General features: G+C 69.1%; 30 protein-coding genes and 1 tRNA gene. 14 read left to right on the top strand and 17 right to left on the bottom strand.

Annotated elements, in window-relative coordinates; all coding sequences use genetic code 11:
- Window positions 1-888: an alpha/beta fold hydrolase gene (locus QNO12_RS11470; protein WP_257503364.1), complete on the bottom strand. Its 888-nt coding sequence runs from the start codon at window positions 886-888 to the stop codon at window positions 1-3.
- A gap of 74 nt (window positions 889-962) precedes the next feature.
- Between QNO12_RS11470 and QNO12_RS11475 the strand changes: the two genes are divergently transcribed.
- The gene (locus QNO12_RS11475) at window positions 963-1,511 is read left to right on the top strand and encodes a TetR/AcrR family transcriptional regulator (RefSeq protein ID WP_257503365.1); all 549 of its coding nucleotides are present in this window, start codon (window positions 963-965) and stop codon (window positions 1,509-1,511) included.
- Here QNO12_RS11475 and QNO12_RS11480 read toward each other — a convergent pair.
- Window positions 1,504-2,235 carry a pyrimidine reductase family protein gene (locus tag QNO12_RS11480; protein ID WP_257503366.1) on the bottom strand — a complete coding sequence of 244 codons (732 nt, stop codon included), beginning with the start codon at window positions 2,233-2,235 and terminating at the stop codon, window positions 1,504-1,506. The two genes, QNO12_RS11475 and QNO12_RS11480, sit on opposite strands and share 8 nt — an antisense overlap.
- A gap of 286 nt (window positions 2,236-2,521) precedes the next feature.
- Between QNO12_RS11480 and QNO12_RS11485 the strand changes: the two genes are divergently transcribed.
- The 3 genes from QNO12_RS11485 (at window position 2,522) to QNO12_RS11495 (ending at window position 5,411) form a co-directional block, all read left to right on the top strand.
- Window positions 2,522-3,214 carry a response regulator transcription factor gene (locus QNO12_RS11485; RefSeq protein WP_257503367.1) on the top strand — a complete coding sequence of 231 codons (693 nt, stop codon included), beginning with the start codon at window positions 2,522-2,524 and terminating at the stop codon, window positions 3,212-3,214.
- Between the two features lie 69 nt (window positions 3,215-3,283).
- Complete coding sequence (locus QNO12_RS11490; RefSeq protein WP_257503368.1) at window positions 3,284-5,002, top strand: sensor histidine kinase; 1,719 nt, start codon at window positions 3,284-3,286, stop codon at window positions 5,000-5,002.
- 121 nt (window positions 5,003-5,123) lie between these two features.
- The gene (locus QNO12_RS11495; protein ID WP_257503369.1) at window positions 5,124-5,411 is read left to right on the top strand and encodes a WXG100 family type VII secretion target; all 288 of its coding nucleotides are present in this window, start codon (window positions 5,124-5,126) and stop codon (window positions 5,409-5,411) included.
- A 148-nt stretch (window positions 5,412-5,559) separates the two neighbouring features.
- On the opposite strand, the gene groL is transcribed toward QNO12_RS11495, so the two are convergent.
- The 5 genes from groL to QNO12_RS11520 all read right to left on the bottom strand — a co-directional run bounded on the left by groL (window position 5,560) and on the right by QNO12_RS11520 (window position 9,606).
- Window positions 5,560-7,179: a chaperonin GroEL gene (gene groL, locus QNO12_RS11500; protein WP_257503370.1), complete on the bottom strand. Its 1,620-nt coding sequence runs from the start codon at window positions 7,177-7,179 to the stop codon at window positions 5,560-5,562.
- A gap of 203 nt (window positions 7,180-7,382) precedes the next feature.
- Entirely contained in the window at window positions 7,383-7,586 is a 204-nt protein-coding gene (locus QNO12_RS11505) for a cold-shock protein (RefSeq protein WP_257503371.1), read from the bottom strand.
- A gap of 126 nt (window positions 7,587-7,712) precedes the next feature.
- Window positions 7,713-8,288: a LytR C-terminal domain-containing protein gene (locus QNO12_RS11510; protein WP_257503372.1), complete on the bottom strand. Its 576-nt coding sequence runs from the start codon at window positions 8,286-8,288 to the stop codon at window positions 7,713-7,715.
- Window positions 8,289-8,361: 73 nt separating this feature from the next.
- Window positions 8,362-8,613, bottom strand: coding sequence for a DUF3263 domain-containing protein (locus QNO12_RS11515; RefSeq protein ID WP_257503373.1), 252 nt, complete (start codon window positions 8,611-8,613; stop codon window positions 8,362-8,364).
- A 9-nt stretch (window positions 8,614-8,622) separates the two neighbouring features.
- On the bottom strand, window positions 8,623-9,606 hold the full coding sequence (locus tag QNO12_RS11520; protein WP_257503374.1) for a DUF2332 domain-containing protein: 984 nt from the start codon (window positions 9,604-9,606) through the stop codon (window positions 8,623-8,625).
- A gap of 88 nt (window positions 9,607-9,694) precedes the next feature.
- On the opposite strand from QNO12_RS11520, the gene msrB reads away from it, so the two are divergent.
- Entirely contained in the window at window positions 9,695-10,102 is a 408-nt protein-coding gene (msrB, locus tag QNO12_RS11525) for a peptide-methionine (R)-S-oxide reductase MsrB (RefSeq protein WP_257503375.1), read from the top strand.
- Window positions 10,099-10,743, top strand: coding sequence for a nitroreductase family protein (locus QNO12_RS11530; RefSeq protein WP_257503376.1), 645 nt, complete (start codon window positions 10,099-10,101; stop codon window positions 10,741-10,743). Before msrB ends, QNO12_RS11530 begins: the two co-directional genes overlap by 4 nt.
- A gap of 3 nt (window positions 10,744-10,746) precedes the next feature.
- Here QNO12_RS11530 and QNO12_RS11535 read toward each other — a convergent pair whose 3' ends face one another.
- Window positions 10,747-11,664 carry a DMT family transporter gene (locus QNO12_RS11535; protein ID WP_257503477.1) on the bottom strand — a complete coding sequence of 306 codons (918 nt, stop codon included), beginning with the start codon at window positions 11,662-11,664 and terminating at the stop codon, window positions 10,747-10,749.
- A 116-nt stretch (window positions 11,665-11,780) separates the two neighbouring features.
- Here QNO12_RS11535 and QNO12_RS11540 point away from each other — a divergent pair, with 116 nt between their 5' ends.
- The 4 genes from QNO12_RS11540 to QNO12_RS11555 all read left to right on the top strand — a co-directional run bounded on the left by QNO12_RS11540 (window position 11,781) and on the right by QNO12_RS11555 (window position 14,618).
- A complete protein-coding gene (locus tag QNO12_RS11540; RefSeq protein ID WP_257503377.1) occupies window positions 11,781-12,416 on the top strand; it encodes a hypothetical protein in 636 nt (211 codons plus the stop codon).
- A 217-nt stretch (window positions 12,417-12,633) separates the two neighbouring features.
- Window positions 12,634-12,927 carry a hypothetical protein gene (locus tag QNO12_RS11545; RefSeq protein WP_257503378.1) on the top strand — a complete coding sequence of 98 codons (294 nt, stop codon included), beginning with the start codon at window positions 12,634-12,636 and terminating at the stop codon, window positions 12,925-12,927.
- Window positions 12,928-13,056: 129 nt separating this feature from the next.
- Window positions 13,057-13,413: a Rieske 2Fe-2S domain-containing protein gene (locus QNO12_RS11550; RefSeq protein ID WP_257503379.1), complete on the top strand. Its 357-nt coding sequence runs from the start codon at window positions 13,057-13,059 to the stop codon at window positions 13,411-13,413.
- A complete protein-coding gene (locus tag QNO12_RS11555; protein ID WP_257503380.1) occupies window positions 13,410-14,618 on the top strand; it encodes an NAD(P)/FAD-dependent oxidoreductase in 1,209 nt (402 codons plus the stop codon). The genes QNO12_RS11550 and QNO12_RS11555 overlap by 4 nt, the downstream gene beginning before the upstream one ends.
- 7 nt (window positions 14,619-14,625) lie before the next feature.
- Here QNO12_RS11555 and QNO12_RS11560 read toward each other — a convergent pair whose 3' ends face one another.
- Complete coding sequence (locus tag QNO12_RS11560; protein ID WP_257503381.1) at window positions 14,626-15,501, bottom strand: oxygenase MpaB family protein; 876 nt, start codon at window positions 15,499-15,501, stop codon at window positions 14,626-14,628.
- Window positions 15,502-15,739: 238 nt separating this feature from the next.
- Here QNO12_RS11560 and QNO12_RS11565 point away from each other — a divergent pair, with 238 nt between their 5' ends.
- From QNO12_RS11565 to treS, 3 genes are all read left to right on the top strand, one after another.
- Window positions 15,740-16,294 carry a carboxymuconolactone decarboxylase family protein gene (locus tag QNO12_RS11565; RefSeq protein ID WP_257503382.1) on the top strand — a complete coding sequence of 185 codons (555 nt, stop codon included), beginning with the start codon at window positions 15,740-15,742 and terminating at the stop codon, window positions 16,292-16,294.
- Between the two features lie 143 nt (window positions 16,295-16,437).
- Window positions 16,438-16,698, top strand: coding sequence for a hypothetical protein (locus QNO12_RS11570; RefSeq protein WP_257503383.1), 261 nt, complete (start codon window positions 16,438-16,440; stop codon window positions 16,696-16,698).
- A 112-nt stretch (window positions 16,699-16,810) separates the two neighbouring features.
- Entirely contained in the window at window positions 16,811-19,123 is a 2,313-nt protein-coding gene (gene treS, locus QNO12_RS11575; protein ID WP_257503384.1) for a maltose alpha-D-glucosyltransferase, read from the top strand.
- Window positions 19,124-19,153: 30 nt separating this feature from the next.
- Here treS and QNO12_RS11580 read toward each other — a convergent pair whose 3' ends face one another.
- A complete protein-coding gene (locus QNO12_RS11580; protein WP_257503385.1) occupies window positions 19,154-20,395 on the bottom strand; it encodes a maltokinase N-terminal cap-like domain-containing protein in 1,242 nt (413 codons plus the stop codon).
- 80 nt (window positions 20,396-20,475) lie between these two features.
- The gene (locus QNO12_RS11585) at window positions 20,476-20,745 is read right to left on the bottom strand and encodes a hypothetical protein (RefSeq protein WP_257503386.1); all 270 of its coding nucleotides are present in this window, start codon (window positions 20,743-20,745) and stop codon (window positions 20,476-20,478) included.
- A gap of 637 nt (window positions 20,746-21,382) precedes the next feature.
- On the opposite strand from QNO12_RS11585, the gene QNO12_RS11590 reads away from it, so the two are divergent.
- Window positions 21,383-21,835, top strand: a complete 453-nt coding sequence (locus QNO12_RS11590) for a hypothetical protein (RefSeq protein WP_257503387.1) — start codon at window positions 21,383-21,385, stop codon at window positions 21,833-21,835.
- A 129-nt stretch (window positions 21,836-21,964) separates the two neighbouring features.
- Here the strand turns inward: QNO12_RS11590 and QNO12_RS11595 are convergent, their stop codons facing one another.
- From QNO12_RS11595 to QNO12_RS11620, 6 genes are all read right to left on the bottom strand, one after another.
- Window positions 21,965-22,426, bottom strand: a complete 462-nt coding sequence (locus QNO12_RS11595) for an SRPBCC domain-containing protein (RefSeq protein WP_257503388.1) — start codon at window positions 22,424-22,426, stop codon at window positions 21,965-21,967.
- Window positions 22,427-22,435: 9 nt separating this feature from the next.
- Entirely contained in the window at window positions 22,436-23,083 is a 648-nt protein-coding gene (locus QNO12_RS11600; protein WP_257503389.1) for a dihydrofolate reductase family protein, read from the bottom strand.
- 1 nt (window position 23,084) lies between these two features.
- On the bottom strand, window positions 23,085-23,423 hold the full coding sequence (locus tag QNO12_RS11605) for an ArsR/SmtB family transcription factor (protein ID WP_257503390.1): 339 nt from the start codon (window positions 23,421-23,423) through the stop codon (window positions 23,085-23,087).
- Between the two features lie 176 nt (window positions 23,424-23,599).
- Window positions 23,600-24,292 carry a hypothetical protein gene (locus QNO12_RS11610; protein WP_257503391.1) on the bottom strand — a complete coding sequence of 231 codons (693 nt, stop codon included), beginning with the start codon at window positions 24,290-24,292 and terminating at the stop codon, window positions 23,600-23,602.
- A gap of 344 nt (window positions 24,293-24,636) precedes the next feature.
- Window positions 24,637-24,712, bottom strand: a tRNA-Thr gene (locus QNO12_RS11615).
- 74 nt (window positions 24,713-24,786) lie between these two features.
- Window positions 24,787-25,770 (bottom strand): DsbA family protein, encoded by a 984-nt coding sequence (locus QNO12_RS11620; protein ID WP_257503392.1) that lies wholly within the window; start codon window positions 25,768-25,770, stop codon window positions 24,787-24,789.
- Window positions 25,771-25,858 lie beyond the last annotated feature (88 nt).

Genomic DNA, 25,858 nt, shown 5'->3' on the forward strand with positions numbered 1-25,858 from the left:
TCACCCGGCCCCGGTCAGCCCTGCGAACCGGGCGATGCGACGTGCGACCTCGGCGGGCTGTTCGTCCACCAGGAAGTGCCCGGCCGCGGCGACCTCTTCGACGCGCACGTCCGCTGCGTACTTCTCCACGCCCGCCAGGGCGTCCCTGCGCAGAATCCGGTCCTGCTCCCCCAGCAGCACAAGGGTGGGCATCGCCGGCAGCCGGGTGCGGTACCTGCCCAGCACGATGCGCAGGAACAGCGGAAGCACGAGCTGCCGGTACACGCGTGACCCGGCCCAGGCCCGGTCGGGGTCGCGGAGGGCGGCGAGATAGTCCTCGACATCGACTGCCTGCACTCCACCCGCCGGACCCGCGAACGCCGAGAACAGCCACCGCGGCAGCCGCTGCCCACCGCCGCTGAGCAGTCGGGGGCCCAGCCCGGGCGTGGCGAGCGCGTACTGGAACCACAGGTGCTTCGCGCTGCCCAGCATCGACCCGGTCATGCGCAGGTACAAGGGCGGCACCGCGAGCACGACCAGGCGCGAGACGCGCTCCGGGCTCCGGACCGCCAGCGACAACGCCGTCAGCGCCCCGATGTCGTGGCCGACCACGACGGCGCGATCGATCCCGAGCGCATCCAGCAGCGCCACCGCGTCCTCGCTCAGCGCGTCCGGGCCGTACGATCCGCGCGGGGCATCGGTCCGACCCGACCCGCGCAGGTCCGGCGCGATGACGCGACCCAGCGGCGCGAGGTGCGGCACGGTGCCCACCCACTCGCGAGAGCTCTGCGGAAAGCCGTGTAGCAGCAAGAGGGGCGTTCCGGCACCCGCCTCTCTCACGTGCACGTTCAGCCCCCGCACCGGCACGGTTCGTTCGAGGATGGCCGCGGTATCCCTCTGCTCGCCCATGGCAGCGAGAATACTACTTCCGTAGTGACGTGTCACTACTTTTGTAGTGGGGATGCCGCACCTAAAGTGAGCGGGTGAGCAGGACACGAGAGCAAGCCCTGAACGCGGCCGTCGCGCTCATCGGCGACCAGGGCATCCGGGCGCTGACCCACGCGCGCGTGGACGAGCGGGCCGGACTGCCCAAAGGATCGACCTCTAACTGGTTCCGCACCCGGGATGCCCTGCTCGCGGGTGTGATCGCCTGGATCGCGGAGAGCGAGCGCAGAGACTTCGCCCAGGCGGCGGCCGACCCGATCGACACACCGGAGCGGCTCATCGACGCCTTCACCGGCATGATCGGGGCGGAGACCGGGCGCTTCGCCGGCCGGACGCGGGCGCGGTATGCGCTGTTCCTGGAGGCGGGCACCGACCGGGGCCTGCTGGCCCCACTGCTCGCGCAGCGCGCGGCGTTCCACGAGTGGATCCGTGCGCTCCTGACCGCCATCGGCACGGCCGACCCCGGGGAATCCACTCGCGCGCTGATGGCCGGTCTGGAAGGCGTCGTGCTGCACCGCCTGACCGTGGACCCGGATGCCGAGATCCGCCCCCTCGTCAGCCGGATCGTGCGCGGGGCGATCAGCTGAGATCGCCCTCGCCGCCGGCAACGTTCGCATAGCGCAGCAGCACGAACCCCTCCGCGTCGGCGAGGACGGACAGTAGGCGCAGCCGCGCCGCCGCCTCGTCGGCACCGCGCAGGATGCGGCCGGCGTCGCCTCCGACCAGGCGCGGGGCGAGGGTGAGGCAGACCTCGTCCACGAGCCGGTCCTCGTACAGCGCGCCGAACAGATGCGGGCCGCCTTCGCAGAGCACCTGCCGCAGTCCCCGCTCAGCGAGCGCGTCGCGCATCGCCGGCAGATCCACCGATGTCTCGCCGCAGACGAGCACGTCGGCGACCTCCTCCAGCGCCCGGCGCCGTGCGGCGTCCGCGTCCGCGCAGGTGACCACCAGCGGGCGGGCCACCGCCTCGGCGAAGAAGGGATGCTGCGGCGCGATCTCCAGCCCGCGGGACACCAGCGCCAGCGGGGGCTGGGCCGGCAAGCCCTGCGACGTGCGCCACGCGGCATCCGCGCCCCCCACCCCGGTGCCACCGTATCCCTCCGCTCGGACCGTGCCGGCGCCGACCACGATCACATCCGCCATCGCACGCAGGATCTGCATCAGGGCCCGGTCGGTGACTCCGCCCAGCTCTGCGCTGCCGCCGTGCACGGTCGCGGCGCCGTCCACGCTGGCGATGAAGTTCATGCGGATCCGCGGTGTCTCCCGATCGGGCAGCCGGTACGCCGCGAGCAGCTCCTCACGCGAGGGCATCGCGGTCCCCCGCCGGAACGCCGTGCAGCACACGCACCGGCCGCCGCCGGCCGATGATGACGATGTGAGACATGCTCTCTCCTCGGTCTTGATCACGACGCGCTCGAACGGTCGCAGCGTGGGTGGACCCTCATGACACGGGAGCGCGACGTGGCGGCGCGCACCCTTCCGCCCGACCTTAGAGGGTCCCCTCGGGTAGCTCCACGACCCGCCGGCGGCGCGCAGCCCGACCCGCCTGCACGCGCGCTTCGCACGCATTCACCCCCGACAAGGCAATAATGAGGGCATGACCGCACCGCGCATCCTGGTCGTCGACGACGAACCGAACATCCGCGACCTGCTTATCACGAGCCTCAGGTTCGCCGGATTCCAGGTCAGGGCCGTCTCCAACGGCGCCCAGACCATCTCGGCCGTCCTGGAGGAGGAACCAGACCTCATCATCCTCGACGTCATGCTTCCGGACATGAACGGGTTCAGCGTCACCAAGCGGCTCCGCGGCGCCGGATATACCGCCCCGATCCTCTTCCTCACCGCCAAGGACGAGACGGAGGACAAGATCACCGGCCTGAACGCGGGCGGCGACGACTACGTCACCAAGCCGTTCAGCCTGGACGAGATCGTCGCGCGCATTCAGGCGATTCTGCGCCGCACGATGCAGGCCGATGAGGAATCGGTCATCCGCGCCGGCGAGCTGACGATGGACCAGGACACCCACGACGTGCTGGTCGGAGATGTCTCGATCGACCTGAGCCCGACCGAGTTCAAACTGCTGCGCTACCTGATGCTCAACCCCAATCGCGTGCTGTCGAAAGCGCAGATCCTCGATCACGTGTGGGAGTACGACTTCAACGGGGATGCCGGAATCGTGGAGAGCTACATCTCCTACCTGCGGCGCAAGATCGATCCGCACTCCAGCGAACCCCTCATCCAGACCAAGCGCGGCTTCGGGTACATGCTCAAAGCCGGCAAGACCGCCTGACGCGGTCCCTGACTCGAAGGGGCCGCCCTGGCGCAGAAGACGGACGCGGTCACCCGAAGGTGGCGTGGCGTGAGCCTGCGCGCGAAGGTCACCGGGGTCACGGTCGCCGTGCTCGCGATCGGCCTGTTCGCGACAGGCGCCGGGGCCACCGTCTTCTTCCGGAACGCGCTGATCGCGAACCTGGAGAGCACCGTCCAGCAGGCGGCCACCGCCGAGACGGCGACCGGGCTGTTCGACATCGAGGTGGCCAACGGGGTCGCCGAGGTCGCGGACAAGAGTGATCCGCCGCGCACCGACTACCACGTCGCCCTGTATGCGGCCGAACCGCCGGGAGCGCTGCTGATCAGCGGCGGCGGCGAAGAGCCGGCGCCGGATTTCCCGGCGAAGTTCGCCCTGGAGAAGACCCTGACCGGCGGCATCGACACCTTCGCGCTGGAGGACAGCAAGACCGGCGCGCAGTTCCGCGCCAGTGTCGCTCCCCTGGAGGTCAACGGGGCGCTGTTCAGCCAGATGGTGGCGCTGCCGACCGCGCCGATCAATCAGGCCATCGGCACGTTCCTCGGGATCTACAGCATCCTGTCGGTCATCGCGATCATCAGCGGTGCCCTGCTGACCCGATGGCTGGTGACCCTGACGTTCCGCAGCCTCGGCCAGGTCGAGGAGACCGCGATGGCGATCGCTGCGGGTGATTTCAGCCAGCGCCTCACCGACATCGAGCCGATGACCACCGAGGTGGGCCGCCTCAAAGCCGCCATCAACGCCATGCTCGGCCGGGTCGATGCCGCGCTGAACCAGCGGGACTCGTCGGTACGGCAGATGCGCCGGTTCATCGGCGATGCCAGCCACGAACTGCGCACACCGCTGGTCACCGTCCGCGGCTACGCGGAGCTCTACCGCATGGGCGCGATCTCAGGCGACGACGAGGTCGCGCAGGCGATGGACCGCATCGAGAAGGAGGCGGTGCGGATGGGCGTGCTGGTCGAGGACCTGCTCGCACTGGCCCGGCTCGACGAGCGACGAGATGTCATCATCGCGCCGGTCGATCTGCGACCGATCGCAAGGGATGCCGCGCTGGACGTGCGTGCGACATCTCCGCACCGCCAGGTCACCGTGATCGACACCACGCTCGAGCCGCCCGCTCCGCGCGTGCAATGGGATGCGAACTCGGCTGCCGAGTCCGAACGGAATGCGCGGCGGCGCGCCGGGGTGCCCACATCGGCGATCGCCCGCGTCAGCGGTGGTGCGCTCTCGCTGCTGCGACGCCGGCAGCGCCTGGCCCCATCCGATGAGCAGCCTTCCGCGGACGAGACCGCGCCTGCCGAGCCGGTGACGGCCGCACCCGTGACGGAACCGATACAGCCCATCGTGCTCGGAGACGAGAACCGCATCCGCCAGGTCGTGGCGAACCTGCTGGGAAACGCGCGGCGCTTCACCGCGGACGATTCACCGATCGACCTGCGCGTCGGCGTCGACGCCGAAGCCGGCCTGGGGTGGATCGAGGTGGCCGACCATGGCGAAGGCATCCCACCCCAGATCCGGGAGAAGATCTTCCAGCGCTTCTGGCGCGCCGACACGTCCCGCGCCCGGGAGACGGGGGGCACCGGACTCGGGCTGTCGATCGTCGCATCCATCGTCGAGGCCCTGCACGGCACGGTCACCGTGCGCGACACTCCCGGCGGTGGTGCGACCTTCCGTGTCGGCATCCCGCTGGCCGGGGAACGGGACGCTCAGGATCACCTGCTCATCGAGACGCAGCCGCTCACCCGCTTCGAGTCCCCGCCCGACTGAGCGTCCTCTCCTCCCCAGCGATGCCTGCACGCCGGAGTCCGACAGGCGCGGTCTGCGGCCGGAACGGCACACACGGATGCTTCTAGCGTGAGAACCCCGGTTCACCGATCAAGGAGTCCTCATGGCCGTCTTCTCCGTCGACAGCGACGCCGTTCTTGCCACCACCGCCGCCGTCCGCGGCACCATCGACCGTCTGCAGGGCGAGACGCAGGCGATGCTCACCCAGCTGACCCAGCTGCAGACGAGCTGGACAGGGAGCGCGTCGGCCGCCTTCGCCACGGTCATCGACCAGTGGCGGGCCACCCAGCGCCAGGTCGAGGACAGCCTGACGAGCATCAACACTGCACTCAGCGCCGCCGGCCGGCAGTACGCGGACGCCGAGCAGGCCACGATGAGCCTGTTCCGGTGACATTGGCGCCCGCACCGAAGGCAGAAGAGCCCCTCCCGGAGGAGGGGCTCTTCTGGTGAGACGGGGTCTCGATACGGCCGCTGCGCGGCCTACTCGACCTTGACCCGCCCCGCATCAACGCCGCTGCGCGGCGTCGACCCGGGTTGCGTCAAAAGTCCATGCCACCAGTCGGGTCACCGGCCGGAGCGGCTGCGCGCTCGGGCTTGTCGGCGACGACGGCCTCGGTGGTGAGGAACAGCGCGGCGATCGAGGCCGCGTTCTGCAGAGCAGAGCGCGTGACCTTGGCCGGGTCGATGATGCCCTGTGCGAACAGGTCACCGTACTCACCGGTTGCGGCGTTGAGGCCATGACCGATGGGCAGTTCGGCAACCTTGTTCGCGACGACACCGGGCTCGAGACCGGCGTTCAGCGCAATCTGCTTGAGCGGTGCCTCGATGGCCACGCGAACGATGTTCGCGCCGGTCGCCTCGTCACCGGTCAGGTTCAGCGTCGCGAACGCGACCTTGCCTGCCTGGATCAGCGCGACGCCACCACCGGGGACGATGCCCTCTTCGACCGCAGCCTTCGCGTTGCGGACAGCGTCCTCAATGCGGTGCTTGCGCTCCTTGAGCTCGACCTCGGTTGCCGCACCCGCCTTGATGACGGCAACGCCACCTGCGAGCTTGGCGAGACGCTCCTGGAGCTTCTCTCGGTCGTAGTCACTGTCGGTGTTCTCGATCTCGCGACGGATCTGGGTCACGCGACCCTCGATCTGAGCGGCGTCGCCGGCACCTTCGATGATGGTCGTCTCGTCCTTGGTGATGATCACCTTGCGAGCGCGGCCGAGCAGATCCAGCGTCGCGTTCTCCAGCTTGAGACCGACCTCTTCGGTGACGACCTGGCCACCGGTGAGGATCGCGATGTCCTGCAGCTGCGCCTTACGACGGTCGCCGAAGCCGGGAGCCTTGACCGCCGCCGACTTGAAGATGCCGCGAATCTTGTTGAGCACGAGAGTCGCAAGCGCCTCGCCCTCGACGTCCTCGGCGATGATGACGAGCTCCTTGCCGTCCTGGATCACCTTGTCGACGATCGGCAGGAGATCCTTGATGTTGGAGATCTTCTGGTTCGCGATCAGGATGTACGCGTCTTCGAAGACAGCTTCCTGACGCTCCGGGTCGGTGACGAAGTAAGGGTTGATGAAACCCTTGTCGAAGCGCATGCCCTCGGTGAGCTCGAGCTCGGTGCCGAACGTCTGCGACTCCTCGACGGTGACGACGCCTTCCTTGCCGACCTTGTCGATCGCCTCGGCGATCAGGTCGCCGATGGTGGTGTCAGCCGCGGAGATCGATGCCGTGGCCGCGATCTGCTCCTTGGACTCGACGGGCTTGGCCGAAGCGAGCAGTTCGTCCGAGATGGCCTGGACGGCCTTCTCGATGCCGCGCTTCAGCGAGATGGGGTCAGCGCCGGCTGCGACGTTGCGCAGGCCTTCGCGGACAAGTGCCTGAGCCAGCACGGTTGCGGTGGTGGTGCCGTCGCCAGCGACGTCGTCGGTCTTCTTGGCGACCTCCTTGACGAGCTCCGCGCCGATCTTCTCGAACGGGTCGTCGAGTTCGATCTCCTTGGCGATCGAGACGCCGTCGTTCGTGATCGTGGGGGCGCCCCACTTCTTCTCAAGTACGACGTTGCGACCGCGGGGGCCCAGTGTCACCTTGACGGCGTCAGCCAGGATGTTCAGGCCGCGCTCGAGACCACGACGGGCCTCCTCGTCGAAAGCGATGATCTTAGCCATGTGTTTTCTCGTCCCTCCCGGACGTATGCGAATTCTTAGCACTCAGATGTGTCGAGTGCTAATCCATTCTGGCACTCGGCACTACCGAGTGCAAGCCGCAGGGAGCAAGCCGACTCCGGACGTCATCCGGGCCGGGGACGAACACATGGCCGTCGGACCAGGCCGACGCGCGCCGGGGGGCGCCGCGCGTCGGCGCGAGGGAGTCAGGTTACGACGCGAACGGACTCCGCCTGGGGCCCCTTCTGGCCGGTGCCCACGATGAACTCCACGGCCTGGCCCTCCTCGAGGACGCGGAATCCGCTCATGTCGATGTTGGAGTAGTGCACGAAGACGTCCTGCCCCTCTGCCACGGTGATGAAGCCGAAGCCCTTCTCGGCGTTGAACCACTTGACGGTGCCTTGGGTCATGAGACTCTCCTGGATTGCGGGGAAACACCGCCATCGTATGCACGCCGATGCGCGCGGATTCAGGTCTGAGACCAGTGTTGACACGCGTGCATCGAACTGTTTACCCGCGTGAAACACGGGTGGCCGTCACGGTGCGGGAGTGGCGTCCGGCGGCGTCGATGTGCGATCCAGTCCGATGACGATCGTCAACTGTCGCGCTTCCGGATCCTCTGCCGGCTGGTACACGTCGCTCTGCTCGATCCGGGCTCCGCCGATCACCTCGGCAAGCCCGGCTGCGGCGGCCTCATCCTCGGGCAGGTAGTAGTAGATCGTCGTCTCGGCGAAGTCTGTCGAACCGGCCTCGCTGGCCAGCACGGTGTCCTCGGCCCAGCCGGCGGCGACGACGACGTCCTTCGTCTGCGTCGCCAGTCCCGACTCCGGGGTGGCGTTCAGAACCAGGACGTCGAAGGTGGTGTCCACGACCGGCGTGACGATCGGCAAGGGGGCGACGGTCGGCTCCGGGGTCGGGAACAGCACCACCCGGCCGCTGACCAGAAGAGTTCCGAAGATGCCGACCGCGATCAGCACGACGGTCGCCAACACCGCCCAGAACAGCACGACCCAGCCGCGCATCCGCGGATTCTCGGCGCGATGGGCGCCGACCCGGCCCGCATCCGCGGGAAGGTCGTCGAAGCGGTCCCGCGGGAAGGTCGTTCTCGGCACCCCCCGATGGTACCCGCCCGCGGCCGGAGCCCGTGCGGCGTGCCGATGGAGGTCCTGCGCGGCGGCGATACGACTACCGGGGAGCCCCGGAGGCGCGGGCGAGGCGGGCCTGCTGCCGCGCGTCGCGGATGCGGCGGAGCCGTTTCACGAGCATCGGGTCGTGCTCCTGAGCGTCGGCGGTGTCGATCAGCCGGCCGAGCAGCTGGTAATAGCGTGCCGGTGACAGATTCAGATCCGCCCGGATCGCCTCCTCCTTCGCCCCCGCGTGCCGACGCCACTCCGCCTCGAACCGGAGGATGGCACGGTCGCGGTCGCTGAGGGGCACGCCATCACGCTAGCGCCGTCCGGACGCCCCACCCGTGCGCCACTCCACAGAAGCCCCGAGCGGGTCGACCGTCGCCAGCGGCGCACCGTCGCGCGTCAGGACGAAACCGTCCCACCCGTCCCGCTCGGCGCCGCGATTCCACTGCCGGTGCACCATCGGGGGGTCGATCGAGACCCACACCGCGTCCATCGCGGCGATGATCGAGCGCAGGCGGTCGCGGCCGGCCCGCGGGATGTGCGGCAGCACGCCCGGCGTGGTCACCACCAGCGTCGCCTCCGACGGGGCGGAGGCGGCGAGCTCCTCGAGCTCCCCGGGCACGGTCGCGTCGCCGCGTACGAGCAGGGGCGGGTCGGCGCAGACCAGGTCGAGTGCGGCCTCGATCCGCTGCGCGCGGCCCTGCTCCCCCGGCCAGACCAGGCTGAGCAGGAACCGGCGGTCAGCGGCATCCGAGGCATCCAGCGGTGCCAGGTCGATGCCGGCGCGCCAGATCACATCCGGCAGCCGCAGCGGCGGTCTCCCATGGACGGCCGATTCGAGCACCACGGGCGAGACACCGTCGTGAGGATCCAGGGCGGGTCCGCCGCGGTAGCGGTAGGAGTACCGGTCCGGATAGAGGCACAGACCCGCACTGGCCCCCACCTCCAGCAGCGCCAGGGGGCCCTCCAGCCCGCTGAGCGCCGGCAGCAGTGCGGCGCACCGCAGCGGGTCGTTGGTCTGCAGGGTGCGCCGGGAGCATTCCGCCACGACGGCGTCCGCATGCCCGATCAGCCACTCCCGCCATTGCCGGTACGGATCCTCCGGCGCCCCGAGCATCCGGGTGACCGCGAAGACAAGGGGCGGCTGCCGGCGCTCGGCCGGGATGCGCACGAGGATCTCCTGCACAGCGAGGTCGCTCGCGACGCCCGCGGCCCAGTCGGCGTAGAGGGCGGACCGTCCGATCGCCTCATCGAACGCGAATCGTTCGAAGCGTTCGGCGACGGCAGCGGCATCCACCGTCCCATTCTCGTGGTGAGACGGCGGCTGAGCGCGACGTGACCGGCTGCAGTGCGGGAGAATGGAGGCTGGCTAAGGAGGGACTCCCATGACCTACAGCGTTCAGAAGAGCGACGAGCAGTGGCGCGCCGAACTCGCTCCGGAGCAGTACGAGGTGCTGCGAGAGGCCGCCACCGAGCGCCCGTGGACCGGTGAGCTTCTGGATGAGAGCCGTGCCGGGCTCTACACGTGCGCGGCGTGCGGATCGGAGCTGTTCCAGAGCGGTACGAAGTTCGACTCGCACTGCGGCTGGCCGAGCTTCTACGAGTCGGTGCGTCCCGAGGCGGTCGAGCTGATCGAAGATCGCACCCACGGGATGCTGCGCACCGAGGTGCGCTGCGCGTCGTGCGGCTCCCATCTGGGCCACGTCTTCCCGGATGGCGTGGGCACGCCCACGGGCGACCGGTACTGCATGAACTCGCTCGCGCTCGATTTCACTCCCGAATCCGGAACATGACCGTCCCCGCGACCCCTCCGCCCTCCGCCGGCGCGTCGCGCGCAGCCGCGGGCCGCGTGGCCCCGGTCTTGGAGGCGGTGCGGGCGCGGCGCTCCTGGTCGAAAGTGACCGATGTCGCACCCACCCGGTCTCAGCTGCTCACCCTCGTGTCCGCGGCCGGGCGGGTCGCCGATCACTCCTCGCTGCAGCCGTGGCGGCTCATCGAGCTGCGCGGAACCGATCGTGAGCGCCTGGGCAGGGCGATCAACAAGGCCAACGGCGACAAGGGCTCTTCGTCCAAGCCTCTGCGCGCGCCGCTGCTGATCGCCATCGTGGTCAGCTACCGCAAAAACGACAAGGTCCCCCGCTGGGAGCAGGAGGCCGTCGCCGCCGGTGTCGCCCACACGCTGAGCCTGCTGCTGGACGAGGCCGGTTGGGGCGTCATCTGGCGCACCGGGCACTACACCCGCAGCAAGGCGGTCGCCAAGGTGCACGGTCTGGGCAAGCGGGAGGAGCTCCTGGGCTGGCTGTACGTCGGCGGCAAGCCGGCGAACGCCCGGCTCGGACGCCGCAAGGCCGTAGATGCGCGTCATCACCTCACCCGGCTGCCCGCGGACACGGCGACGGTCGAGCGCATCGACGCCGCCGCCGACGAGGTCTGACCGCTAGCGTTGCAGACGCCGCCACGGCACCGTGGCGACCACGACCGACAGCAGAGCGACGACCACCATGGCGACCGCCTGCACCAGCCCGGGACCCGCGGGCGCCGGCCAGAGCACGTCGAGCACGAACGAGGCGATCAGCTGCCCGGCCACCACCCCGAGGCCGAGCAGCAGCACACCGGTGTGTGCGACCAGCGCTGCCGACAGGACGATGTAGGCCACGCCGATCGCGCCGCCGAAGTACAGCCACGGCTCCGTCGGCGCGGCCGCCGGGGTCCCGACCACCGCGACGTGCACGGCCGCGGCGGCGGCGAGGATGAGCGTCCCGCCGATGAAGTTCACCAGCGTCGCCGTCAGCGGTGTCCCGACGCGCTGCTTGAGCCTGCCGTTGGTCGCCTGCTGCCACGCGACGCCGACACCGGTTGCCAGGGTCAGCAGCAGCAGCCACAGCGGGATGCCGCTGAGCCCATCGCCGACCACGGCGATTCCCACCGCGACCAGCGCGAGGGCCCCACCGGCCACGCGGGGCAGGGTCACCGCGACGACTCCCGCCGGCCCGTAGCCGGCACGATCCAGCGCAAGTCCGCAGACCGTCTGGCCGGCCACCACTCCCACGGTGAACAGCGACACCCCGATGATGCCGACGGCGATCCCCTGGGTCGCCACGGTCAGGGCTCCGGCTGCGCCGCCCGCCAGCATCCACCACGGGATGCCGCCTGAACGAACCCCCGAGACGAGCGCGCTGAATCCGCGACGCCCGACCGGGAGTGCGAGGGACAGGACGATGAGAATCAGCAGGCCGGACCCGAACGAGACGGCCCCGGCCACGAGCCCGTCCTCTAGGCGGACACCGAGCTGCCCGTTGATGCGCGCCTGTGCCGCGGTCAGCACCCCGACGAGCACCGCACCGCCCAGCGACATCCAGGCAGGCAGACGTCGGCGGGTCACGTGCCCATCATGCCGTGATGCCGGGCAGGCAGCCGCCGTGTCGGGCACCGCGGTTACCCTGGAGTGTGTCTGTCAGCAGGCGCCGGCGCATGTCACTGACCTGGCTGCCGGCCACGATTCTCGTGCTCGTGATCGGGCTGGTGGTCGTCGCGACCTTCGCGGTGCAGGGTTCGTGGTGGGCCGAAGAGAACCCGGCCGCATCTTCGGACCAGAAGGCGCCGGACGGTTCCAGCATGCTCACCGACGCGGGATTCGACTACGCCAATGTGGAGGGCATCGTCCGGGTGCGCATCGGCGAGGGCGCGCTGCCTGCCGACCAGCTGGGCATGGGCGCCGACGCGGAGAAGTCGGCGCAGTTCCGCCGCCCGGTGCGGGCGGTCATCGCCGGCCGCGACGACGTCTACGTCATCGACGACACCGCCGCGTTGACCGCGACGACCCAGGACGGTGAGCTCGCGTCGGTGGCGGTCACCCTGGACAGCCCCGGGACGTGGTTCGATGCGCTCGCCCACGTCCGCGCGCTGGCCCCGACGGTCGGCTGGAATGAGGAGCAGATCACCGCCCTGGATGAGGAGCTCGCCCGTTTCAACCGGGACGGGACCGAAGACGCATTCACGGCGACCGTCGGTCCTTCCGATGGCGGCGCTCAGGTCACCGCGCAGCTTCTGTTCCATCGCGACGGCGGCACGACCCTCGTGACGCTGGTCTTCGAGCCGGGCCGCTGAGGCAGCCGAACCGGACGCCGCATCCATTGCCGCGCCGAGCGGACGGGGTTATCCTCAGGGTGACGTCCGACGAGTGGGCTGAGCCGTCGAGGTCGCGCAGCGAGGCAAGGTGGCCTCCGCAGGCCATGGTCGGCGACCCGTCGGGCGTCAACGGGCCTCCGCCGGTGGTCAGGTGGCGCGTCGCCCGTCAGGGCTGGGACCTGACTTGGGAGTGGTCATGGCAAGAGCGGTGGACTCCAGGTTCGAACTGAAGCGGCTGACAGCGACGGAATGGGTGATCAACGACAACTGGTTCGCATTCAACGATCCGCGCCGCACGGTCGCATGCGTCGATGAGATCAGCCAGCTCGAGGTCGAGGTGATCTGGTTGCGAGAGCTGGCGCTACCGGACCGGTACCCGTCGATCGCGGGTGTTCTGGAAGATGTCGCACGGACGGTCTCGGCATCCACGAAACCCACGCCGATTCCGCACCGGCGCCCGGTGACGGCGCGCTCGATGATGGCGGGGTGAGCCGGCCGAGCGCCGAAAGCCCGCAGCGCACACCCGCGCGCCCACGCAGGTGGAGCGCACGCGGTCTGTGCGGCGCGGCATCCACCGGCGTGTGCGAACACGGCAATCGGGCGCTGATACGGTGACCGGATGGGCATGCCGACGCAGACGGGGAATTCGATCAAGGTGGGTGTCGTGGGCGACATCGGCGAGGACGAGGCGCTGGTGGTGCCGCGTGCAACCGCCGGCACACGGGATGACATCGCAGTGATCTTCAGCGGCGGACGCTACTTCGCGATCGATGACACCTGCACCCACGAACAGACCTCACTCGCCCAGGGATGGATCGAGGCGGGCTGTGTGGAGTGCCCGCTGCACTCATCGACCTTCCGGCTCGCCGACGGCGCGGTGCTCTCCCCGCCGGCACCGCGCGGCGTCGCCGCGCACACCATCGAGGTCGTGGGTGAGGATCTGATGCTCACCCCGAACCCCGAGCGCCTCGCGTGAGCGGACACCGACGAGTCGTCATCGTCGGTGGAGGGATCGCTGGTTGGACCGTCGCCGCTTCTCTGCGCGAAGGCGGCTACGACGACGCGATCGTCATCATCGAACGCGAGGCCGCCTGTTACGACCGGCCCCCGCTGTCCAAGACGGCGCTGGTCGACCACACGCCCCTGGATGCGCTGCGGTTCGCCGATGACGCCAAGCTCGCCGAACTGCGCATCGAGACGCGCGTCGGCCGCACGGCCACCGCCCTGAATGCCGCAGACCTGTCCGTGACTCTGGACGACGGCGCCGCCGTGGCGGCCGACGCCGTCGTGCTGGCCACCGGCGCGCTCGCACGCGTGCCCGCCTTTCCAGGTGCTGCCCTGCCGGGTGTGAGCACGCTGAGGACCTACGCCGATGCGGTGACCCTGCAGGGGCTCCTCGGTCGCAGAGTCGCCGTGGTCGGCGCCGGACTCATCGGCGCCGAAGCGGCGGCGGCGCTGCACCAGGCCGGATCACCGGTCGTGCTGATCGACCCGAACCAGGTGCCGGGCGTGCGCGCTTTCGGCCCGACGATGGCGGGGTACCTGCACGCCATGCACGCCGACCACGGCGTCGACACGCGCACGGACCGGATCACCGCTGTCACGGCCGCGGAGGGCGGAGAGCTCCGCGTCCAGCTCACCGGAGGCGGCTGCGTCGACGTGGACGGCGTGCTGGTCGGAACCGGGATCGTCATCGACACCACACTCGCCGATCATGCCGGGCTCGACGTCGACGAGGGCATCGTCGTCGACGACGCGGGGCGCACCGCCGCGGCGGGGATCTTCGCCGTGGGCGACGCGACGCGCCGGCGCCTGCCGGGCGGCCTCGCCGCCTCCCGGGGGCATTGGGAAGCGGCGAGGCTGGATGGCCGGGCGGTCGCGGCGGCGATCCTGGGTACCGCGCCCGACCCGCGCGGAGCGGACTGGTTCTGGTCGGACCGCTACGGACACCACATCGAAGTGGTCGGCGACATGGCCGGGGACGGGCGTGAAGTCGTCCGGCCCGGCCCCCATCCGACCGCGTTCCGGATCGACGGCGATCGACTGCTCGGCGCGGCCAGCGTCGATGACCCGATGGCGGTGCGCGCGGCACGGCGGCTGATCGATCGCTCCGTCGCCGTCAGCGTCGACCAGCTCACCGACCCGGGAGTGCCGTTGCGCTCACTGCTCCCCCGCGGGTGACCGTCGTTCAGGCGGCCTTCTTGACACGCACCTTCTGATAGGGCTTGGCGATGGAGTCGCCGATGGCCTGCGCGATGAGCTGTTCCGCGGTCTGATTCTTGCGGGAGAGCTTCGCGATCCACTTCGTGAACCGGGCACCTCGCGCCAGCTCCTTCGTGCTGCGATCCTCCAGCGCGTAGAAGAGCAGCGCGTTCGGCGGCAGCAGCGAGAGCACGCCGTTCAGCACCTGACGCGTCACCCACTTCGCCACGGGGCCCTTCACGTCGGGATGACGAAGCGAGTGGCCGGCGAGCGCGGCGAAGATGGTCAGCGACTTGCTGTTCAGGTCGGCCCGGATGTACTCGTCCAGCTCCGCGAACGTATCGAAATACGGCCCGGGCACGAACAGCTTCTGGGCGCCCAGCCGGGACTCGACGACGACCCGATCGGCATCCGCGACAGAAAGGCCCGGTCCGAACTCCTGATAGCCGCGCACCGCCGACCAGATGTAGGTCCACCACGTCCAGCGCTGCCACGCCGGCTGCTTCGCACTCACGACCTCCCCGGTTTCGGGGTTGGTCCAGCTGGAGCGCTCGTGAAGCATGTCGACGTGGGCCGCCGCGGCATCCGAATGCGCCTTGTCGGCGAACACCGCATCGCGAAGATAAGCCGACGTCCGGTCGAACCGGGCTGCCATCGCCTCCGGGCCTTCGGTGGTCATCGAGACGCGCTCGAAGTGCGTCATCATTCCCGCCTCGAGCATCTGCAGGAATATGGCGTTCTTGGCACCCAGCGCCGAACCGGGATCCGAGAAGACCCGCCACGAGACACTGTCGGGGCCGTAATAGCCGTCATCAGCGCGTGGTGCGTCGGCGAGCGAGCGGCTCGGGTAGACGTCCGTCATTGCATGTTCCCCTTTCGGAACGACCACCCGGCGCCCCTGCGCCATTCGACCTCGACCTCGCACGGTGCGTCATCGGGCCTGGTGCGTCGTTTCGAACCTATCGGTCCGGAAGGACCCCGAAAGACCGTGCTCCTTCCGCGACATTCCGGAGATTCATCCTGTTACATGGCGAAAGGGGCATTGGGTGGACAGGTATAGTCGGTCGCCCGTATTCCGCACGATCCGGAGGGGAACCCGCATGGCAGCTCGTGTTCGTTCACTCACCCCTGGCGAGCTGACCCCCGATCAGCGGGAGCTCTACGAGACGATCACCGGCGGACCGCGCGCCGCGGGCACCCAGCACTTCGCCCTCACGGCGGCCGACGGATCGCTGCGCGGCCCGTTCGACCTGATGCTCCGCTCCCCCGCCGTCGGCACCGCCCAGCAGGAGCTCGGTGCCGCCATCCGCTATCGCACCCGACTCAGCGACCGGATGCGGGAGCTGGCGATCCTGCTGGTCGCAGCCCACGCGGACAGCGCCTTCGAGCGGGAGTCACATGAAGCGATTGCGCGCGCGATCGGCTTCACCGACGACGAACTCGCCGCGATCCGTGCGCTGGACGTGTCGGGATTCACCGCCGCCGAGGGTGTCGTCGGCCGCGCGACCGTCGCGCTGCTGGCCGGCGACCTTCCGCAGGACGCGTGGGATGAGGCGTCCGCCGTCATCGGCGAGGACGGCATCTTCGAACTCACCGCTCTGGTCGGGTACTACTCCACACTTGCACTGCAGCTGCGGGTGTTCCGGGTGGGATGAGGCGAAGCGGCCGCGCAACACCGGGTGCCCGAGATCGCGCGGCGCGCCTGCGCAGATCCTTGCCCCGGTGAAAGGACGAGCGTAAAATCAGCGTAGGTCGCCCCCGGACCCTGGCCGACTCCACACAGAGTGGGGAGCAGCCGATGAACTTGTCCGAGGTGCTGACAGGCAAAAACCCGATGGCGCCGGCTCCGGCGAAGCCGCTTCGCCGTCCCGCTTCGACGTCGTGGGTGGAGGTGGAGCCAGGCTCCTACGTCGCCCGCCGATCCGGTGCGCTGCTGGGGGCTGTGGTCCTCACGGGGACGGGGTCATTCGTCGCGGTCGACCGCGACTCGAACGGCATCGGGCGGTACGGCACGCTCACGGTGGCACAGCGCGCGGTCATCTCATCAGCCGCGCGCTGATGAGCGCTCCTCGCCCGTCCACCCGGCATCGTACGCGTCAAACCCCTTAGTGCCTCGAGATCAGCTGTACCAGCCCCTCCAGGCGAAGCTGCGGGACCTCTAGCGTTGAAGAATGGCACCCGACGAGCAGCAGCTTGATGACCTCTACACCGGCCCCATCGACCTGGCCGCAGTGAACGCGTCAGACGGTGAAGGCCCGGATCCGGAGACGCCCGAGATCAGCTACGACGAGCAGCGCTATCCCGCGAGACCCCGACGGCTGCGCCCGCGTGACCACCTTCGCGGCAGCAGCGTGCGCCGGATCAGGACGGACCCGCGCACGGCGAACGGCACCAACCCGTCGTACGTCGAGTGGCTGGTGCGCCAGGCGATGCTCAAAGACGCCGACGTGCTGGCGCGTCAGCTGTCCGGGCAGCCCACGATGTGGCGCAACGCCTACGCTCGTCCCGACGCGCGACGCGCGATCGCGACGACCGATGTGTGGTTCACGGCCTACCCGATCTCGCTCATCACCCGGCCGGGGCAGTCGTTCCTGGCGGCGCTGGGCGATGAGGAGTTGTGGACCACCTTCGAACGCATCGGGATCACGGCGGTGCACACCGGTCCGGTGAAACGCGCCGGGGGCATCGACGGATGGGTGGAGACCCCGAGCGTCGACGGTCATTTCGATCGCATCAGCACGCAGATCGATCCGGCGTTCGGCACCGACGACGAGTTCCGCGCGTTGTGCGACGTCGCCGATGCCCACGGCGGGAGCATCATCGACGACATCGTGCCGGGGCACACCGGCAAGGGCGCGGACTTCCGACTTGCCGAGATGGGGTACAAAGACTACCCGGGGATCTATCACATGATCGAGATCCCGCCGGAGGACTGGTCGCTCCTTCCGGAGGTGCCGGCCGGCGCCGACAGCGTGAATCTCGACCCTGAGACAGAGCACGACCTCGCCGAGCACGGCTACATCATCGGTGCCCTCCAACGCGTCATCTTCTACACGCCCGGCGTGAAGGAGACGAACTGGAGCGCGACGGCTGCCGTCACCGGTCCCGACGGCGTCACTCGACGGTGGGTCTACCTCCACTACTTCAAGCAGGGGCAGCCGTCGATCAACTGGCTCGATCCGACCTTCGCGGGAATGCGGCTGGTCATCGGCGACGCCCTGCACTCGCTCGGCGAGCTCGGCACCACTGCGCTGCGCCTGGACGCGAACGGCTTCCTCGGCGTCGAGAAGAGCGCCGAAGGGCTTCCCGCGTGGTCGGAGGGACACCCGCTCTCTCATGCGGCGAACCACATCATCGCCGGAATGGTGCGCAAAGTGGGCGGCTTCACCTTCCAGGAGCTCAACCTCACGATCGAGGACATCCGGGACACCGGGGCGGTCGGAGCAGATCTCTCCTACGACTTCATCGGACGCCCCGGCTACCATCACGCCCTCGCGACCGGGCAGACCGAATTCCTCCGTCTCGCCCTGACCACCTCGCTTCGCCTCGGCGTGCAGCCCGTGCAGCTGGTCCACGGGCTGCAGAACCACGACGAGCTCACCTACGAACTCGTGCACTGGGCGAGCAGCCGCAGTGACAGTTCCTTCCAGTTCCGCGGGCGTGAGATCTCAGGCGGTCAGCTCGCCGAGGAGGTACGCGCCGACCTCACCGAAAGCCTCACCGGCACCGCCGACTACAACCGAGTCTTCACCCAGAACGGCATCGCCTGCACCTCGGCCTCGCTGATCGCGGCCACACGAGGATTCGGTCACCTGGACGACATCTCAGAGGACGACATCCCCGCCATCCGCGACGCGCATCTGCTGCTGTGCGCCGCGAACGCCTGGCAGCCCGGCGTCTTCGCGCTCTCGGGCTGGGATCTGACCGGCATGCTCACCGTCCCGGCCCCCGAGGTCGCCGATCTCATCGCGGCCGGCGATACCCGATGGATCGAGCGGGGAGCTCACGACCTGCTCGACGTCGACCCGGAGGCGACGCGATCCGCGGAGGGCATGCCGCGCGCACGCGCGCTGTACGGCCCGCTGCCGGCACAGCTGGAGGACCCCGCCTCGTTCGCCTCCCGCCTCGCCGGCATCCTGCGCCTGCGGCGGGAGTACGGCATCGCGACGGCGTCGCAGGTGGACATCCCGGACGTGGCGCACGCCGGCATGCTGGTGCTCGTCCACCGCATCGACGACGGGGACCCGCACATCGACGCCCCGATCCAGGTGACCGTACTGAACTTCTCGCAGGTTCCGACCGAAGGCACAGTCCGCTCCGAACGGCTCGTGCCCGGAAGCGACGTCGTGGATGCGGCATCCGGAGACAAGGTCGGCAGCGTCGATGACCTGCGCAGCTTCTCGGTCTCACTCCCGGCCTACGGAGCGATGTTCCTCATGCTCCGGCCTGCCGAGCCCGTTTCCGATCACCCCGGCGCCGAGTAAGCCCGCCCCGGCGGGCGCCGGTCGACCGCCTCAGGCCAGCGTGGCGTCGATGCCCGCCAGCGGGACCGGCAGCCAGTCGGGGCGGTTGCGGGCCTCGTAGATCGATTCGTAGACCGCTTTGTCGAGCACGAGCGCGTTCAGGAGCACCGGATCGAGCTCGACGGAGTCCGCGGCACCGGCGTATGCGTCCACGAACGCTGCCTGGCACGCGGCGGCCCAGTCCTTCGCATCCGCTCCGCCGCCCACGGCGCTCGCGTAGTCGAAGGATCGCAGCATCCCGGCCACGTCTCGAGGAGGCAGGTCGGGGATCGCACGCTCCTCCATGGGGCGAAGCGGCTCGCCTTCGAAATCGACGATGCGCCACCCGCCGCCGGGAACCGACAGCACCTGCCCGAGATGCAGGTCGCCGTGGATGCGCTGCAGGCGCGGCCACCGGCGCTCCAGTGCGGCGCGGTACACCGCGTCGATCGCAGGAAGCCGCTCCGCGACGGCAGGCACTTCGGCGGCCGCGATCGCGAGCCGCTGCCGCCAGGAGGCGCCCGTCGAGGCCACCTCGTCCGGGCCGGCAACCGCCGTCTCGAGCGACGCGGCGAGCGCGGCGTGCACTCCGGCCACGGCGGTTCCGAGCTCTCGGGCCTCCTCGGTGAAATCCCGCCGGATGCGCGCGGCCTCCAGTGCCACCGCCCACCCGTCCCGCACGCCCCGGAGGAACTCCTGCGCGAATGCCAGGGTGCCGCACGCGACGCCGGATTCGCGGCCGACATCGGGCCACTCGGCGTCCAGGTCGCCGAAGAATCGCGGCACGTACGGCGAGCCCGCGTTGCTCAGCACCCGCTGCACCGTGACGTCGGGATTCTCCCCGTGATGAAGGGCGCGGAAGAGCTTGAGGATGATGGTCTGCTCCCCGTCCTCATCGAAGACGATCGACGTGTTGGACTGCTCCCCGGTGAGCGTGCGGAAGCCCGTCACCCGGCTGATGTCCAGTCCCATCTGTGCCAGCATCCCGAGGGCGAATTCGGGATGCCGTGTCGCATCGACCAGATAGCCGGCGTCGTCCCGGCAGATGACCGCGCTCGGGTCGACGGGCTCCACGGACAGCGCCAGGGGCACGTGGTATAGGGCCGGCGCTGTGCCGCCGTCGTCCATGACCAGGTAGCGGATGGCCCCGGGGACGGTTTGGGCGTCCAGGATCCGGAATCGAGGAGCGTGACTCTTGCCCGCGTACCACCGCTGCTGCGCCACCCAGGCGCCGAGATCGTCCGTGAAATGCACACCCCACTGTGACCCGGATGGGCTCGGGAAGAAAGGGGTGGACGGCGGAACCGCAAGAGCGTAGGGGCGCTCCGGCCGACCTACCAGACGGCGCCGCCGCCGACGGAGATGCCGCCCCAGGTGAGCGCGATGAAGATGCCTGCGAACACCACGGGCGCGATGCCCTGGCCGCTGCGTGCGAGGCCTTTCAGGAGGGCGATCACGGCCAGGATCGCGGCGACGATGGACAGGGCACCGCCGAGGATCAGACCGATGAACAGCGGGATGGGCATGAGCACGAGACCGGCCAGCGCGATCCAGAAGGCGGCCCAGGCTGTCGGATTGGAGCGGCGTTCGACGGAAGAGGACATGCGCCTATCATCTCGCGTTCGCAGTCCACCGCTGGCATGCCGCAGTCGGCGAGAGGAGGGGCACGATCCACGTGAGGACGCAGACTGTCCCGCGGTAGGACCGGTTTGCTTTGGCCGTGCAAACCATGGTCGGATGTGCGGATGATGGCTGTTGCGGCTTGGGTGGGAGTCCTCGCTGGTGCTGTCGTTTTCTACCTGTCGATGAGGGTCGTTCGTCGCGCGAACGCCCGACGACGGCTTCCCTACTGGCGCAATCCGGAGGTCACGCCTGGTGCAGCGATTGGACTGCGAGCCGTCGGGGTCTTCATCGCGGGCCTCTCTGCGAGCCTTCTCGCCCCGACGATCGGGTATTGGTCGGTCGCTGTCCTGACGGCGGCGCTACTGCCTGCCCTTCTCACCATCCCGTTGCACAACCGCCGCGTGTCGGTGGGCGACTAGCCCAGAGTCGTCGCGCGTTCGGCAGTGGCCGCAGCGCGTTCGAGGCGCAGGGCGATGGGTGCGCGTCCGTCCGGTTGAGGTGCCCGGACATACGTTCACGCGGATCCCATTCCCTGAGCGCAGCAACTACATCTCAGGGTGGAGCCCGATACCTCCCCCGGCGGACGCGCCTCGAGGCGTCACGCCGGAAGCTGGTGTCATGCCCGCTCACCGTGCCGCAAAGTCATTCCTCGCCCTCGCCACCGCCGTCGTGGCTCTCCTTGCAGTTCCGGCCTGTTCCGTGGTCGATGAGATCGCCTACCAGCGGCACTCGACATCGTTCGAAGATGTTTCCCAGATGAACGAAGACGGAGCCCTCCAGCTGAAATGGATGCCGTCGGACGCGACATCCATCCGCCTCGTCGAATCGACGCGCGAGGGCGCGACGGACGCCACCGTCCTGGTCGATAGCGCGTCAGATCTCGATCCTGCGGTCTGCGCACCCGTCGATCGCCAGTCGGCGCCGTCCCTCTCGATCGCAGGAGCCCCCGACGTGTACGCCGTCGACACCGTCTACGCGTGCGGCAAATGGACGATCGTTCCCACCCGGGGTGGCTGGTATGGCTGGACGCCGAACGCCCCTGGCGAGGAGGTCCAGACGCCCTCGCCCTGACACAGCACGCGCGGCGCGAGGCCCCGCCTCGCCGGAATGAACGAACGTCCGGTGGAGTGCGCGCCCCGCGCGCCGATCCAGCACGCGAACGGGCCACGTCTGCGGGAGTTCGATACGCCGGCAGCCGTGTCAGTCGAGATGGTGGGCAAGGGCACTGAGGATGCCGCGCATGCCTGCTTCGCGTTGCGGACCGTCAGCCCAGAACTGATCGAAGAAGACTCCGTGTTCGACGTGCGTGAGTCGCGTTCCTTGCGGAATGGGTTCGAACTCGAACGAGGCGAGCGAGGTGGACATGTGGGCGCCGTCGAGCCACATGTCGTAGGTCGTGACGATTCGGGCGTGCTCGACGATGTTCGTGTACGTGCCTTCGTAACGGGACAGCGGCCCACCATGAAACTTCGCTTCGTCGACGTCGCGACCGCCGACGCGGAAGTCGAACAGCCACTCGCGGCGATCGAACGTGTCACCGTCGCCGAACCACGCCCGCTTTCGTTCTTCCTCAGAGAACGCACCCCAGATGGTCGCCACGGGAACGGGGTAGTCGCGGGTCAGTGTGAAACCGGAGTGGGCCAGTCGGCGTTCGACAGTCATCGGCAGGTCCTATCGGGTGAAGGTGACATGGATCGTGCCGTTTTCTGCGACCTCCGTCGTGACGGTGTGCGTGGACTCCAGCCCGCGCAGGCCCTCCCACACGCGGTTGCCTCGGCCGAGCACGATGGGAGCGACTCCGATGTGAAGGTCGTCGACCAGGTCCGCGCGCAGGAACTCCCGCGCCGTTCGGATTCCGCCGCCGACGCGGACGTCACGGTTCTCAGCAGCAGCGGTCGCTTCGGCGAGAACGTCCGCGATCGCACCTGTCCGGAAATGGAACGAGGTGCCGCCGGCCATCGGGATGGGCGGTCGGGGTGCCGTGTGGGTCAGGACGTAGACCGGGCAGCCGAACGGCGGTTCATCTCCCCACCATCCCTTCCACTCCGGGTCGTCGGGGTGCTCGTGGAATCCGAACATGGCGGCGCCCATGATTTCGGCGCCCACACCCGTGAAGAACGCTGCCGCGTAGGCATCGTCGATTCCGGTTGTCCCCGCTCCACTGGTGTCACCGAAGACCTTCTCCCGAAACGTGCGGGTGGCCGCGTACGCCGCGGTCAACGCACCCCAATCCTCGCCCATGGGGTTTTCGGATGCGGCCGTCGGCGCCGCAGTGAATCCGTCAAGCGACGAGAACAGGTCGATCCGAACGCGGGTCATCTCAGGTCTCCTTCGAGGTTGTGCGGGACAAGTGGATGCCCAGGCGATCCGCTGAGCGTTCGGCCGGCGTACGCTGCTCCCCGAGCCACAGGTGCAGGACGTCGAGAGCGCCGGGCCGCAGGGAAACGGTGCGGACGCGCCCCGCCTTGGTCGACGTGACCACTCGTGCGTCTTCGAGCACGCGGAGATGCTGGAGCAGCGACGGCAACGCCATCGAGAACAGAGGGAGCAGTTCCGACACCACCGCCGGTGACTTCGCCAGACGCTCCACCACCGCCCGACGGGTCGGATCGGCCAGCGCGCGAAGCACCACATCGACCTCGTCACGATAGTTAGGCATACACCTAACCATTGCGGTTGGGTCGCTCGCCGTCAACCCGGCGCAGACGATCGCTGCCGACCCGGATCACGTGCCCCGGCCTTGCTCTGCGCCACGCCGACCTCGTTCCCCGAGCGCGCCGACTGCACGGTGGATGGCAGTCGCCGGCCCGGCAGCGTCGAGCGGCACGAGCTCCCTCAGAAGGGAATGAGCCCCAGCCAGAGAGCTATCGCGATGACGGTGACGCAGCCTACGACGGTGACGGACAGCGCCGTGGAATGGTCCGCGATGAAACGCCCGAAGGTCCGGCGCTCACGCCCAGCCGGCGCGCTCGCGCCTTCGCTTGGTGTCGTCATCGGTTCAGCTTCGGGCTCCTCACCTACGGGCATGCCATCCGTCGTGAGAACACCCTCACTGGAGCGCGGCGCGTGGTCCGCGTCCGGCGCATCGTGGTCGTCGGCGATGGCTGACGCTCGGAGACGACCGATGGCCGGCAGCGACCCGCCGCGCTCGAGTTCGACGGCCAGCCGTCGAGAGAGTCGCTCGACCTCTGCCCGATCCAGGCCGGTCATCTGGGCGCTCGCTTCGAAGGCGGACGTCTTCTCATAGATCCAGCCCCGGAGCACCCAAGATGCAGCGGGTGCTCGCCGTCGGATGGACACCTCGATCGACGTCGGGTCCAGCGGATGCTGCTGCAGCGAATCTCGCAGGGCACTGAGGTCGTCGTGGTTGACCTGACGTCTGCCATCACCGGCCCGCCAGCGGGTGGGCTTGGCGAGCTCCCCCGCCGTGACGTATCTCACCAGTCGTTCGAGCTCGCCCAACGCCGACCAGACCTCCGCGCCACTTGTCACCTGGACGCGCACGATGATCGTGAATCCTTCGGCCACCTGTCACCCCCGGCCCGTCGACTTCCAGCCCGTGGCATCCTATGCGACCTCGCAGTGGTCGACCACGCGACGGCGCCATGACGTGCCGCCCCGAGTCACTTCCCCGTCGCCGGCACGATCAGGATCCCCTCGGCGAGCTTCGCGTCGTCCCCGACATAGCGCGCCTCGAAGGCATCGACGGGAACCCGGTCAACGACCGTGCCACATCCGTTGCCCTGCCTTCGTCGACACGGGCCCGAGACAGGATCGCTGCCGTAACGCGACGGAGTAGGCAGCATCCATGCCGCACCACGACGGACGGCGCAATCCCCCCATCGGACAGGCAGACGTGGTCACGGGCCTTCTGGAGCCGACTACGGGACTTGAACCCGTAACCCCCTAATTACAAGTTAGGTGCGCTACCAATTGCGCCAAGTCGGCAGGTGCCACAGTCTACCGAACGCGGATGCGCGACCTCGGCCGACGGCATCCCGCAATCGAACCGCAGCCGCCCGCTACGGTGTGGTGGTCGGCGCCGGGGTGACGGTCGGTGTCGGAGTCGCGGTGGGCGTCTTGTAGTACGCGTCACTCGCGCTGGTCAGCACGAACTGCGCGAACTCCTTCGGGTCGTCGAGGGCTCCGACATATGGGACCCCGTTGACGAGCACCATCGGAGTGCCGGTGAGGGCGACGCCCTTGGTGTCCGGCAGTCCCTGCAGCGCACGCTCGGTCGCAGACTTGGCCCACGACGCGAAGGACTCGTTCTCGATGCACGAGCGCACGACCTTCGCAGAGTCCGATCCGCTGGCGATCGCCATGTCGGCGAGTTCCACGTCGGTGTATCCGTCGGAGTCGACGGCGGGCTGCTGGCCCAGCAGTGCGTTGTTGAAGGCGAAGAACGTGGCCGGCGAGTGCGTCGCCACGCACGCGGCCGCGCTGGCGGCGCGCAGCGAGTACTTGGTGCCGTTGGATTTCGCCGTCAGCATCGCGACCGGATAGTAGGTCAGGGTCGCCGCGTCCTCGCTGACCCATTTGGACAGCTGCTGGACGTTCGCGACCTGGAAGTCGTGCGAGCCGGTCGAGAGATAGTCGACGTAGACGCGGATGTCGACGACGGGTTGTGCGGTCTCCGCCGGAGCCGGCGTGACGGCCTCGGCGGGAGGCTCCGTTTCGGTGGGCAGCGCGCCGAGCGCACCGGGCGTCTCGTCGCGGACGGACCCCGCCTCGGTGGGCACTCCGACCCCGGAGACGGTGGTCACGACGAAACCATCGTCGGTGACGTTCGCCGGCTTCAGCAACGGCTTCGAGCCCGCCGACGTCACAGCCCAGACCACCACGACCGCAGCGATCGCGATGACCGCGATCAGCGCCATCACGATCGATGTGGTGCGGATGACGCGTGCCCGCGACTGCTGGGCCTGAACCTGCTGCGCCTTCTCGCGCACCGCGTGTCGGCGGTCGCGCCCAGCGGGCACGTTCGGGGATTCGTCGCTGGACATGGGACCTCTCGGAGCGAACATACGGCCGGTCGGCGTCGCTTTCGCGGCGGAGTTGCGGCGCGGCCGCACGGGTAGGGCGGCCGATGAC

This window comes from Microbacterium sp. zg-B185, assembly GCF_030246885.1.
Classification (GTDB): domain Bacteria; phylum Actinomycetota; class Actinomycetes; order Actinomycetales; family Microbacteriaceae; genus Microbacterium.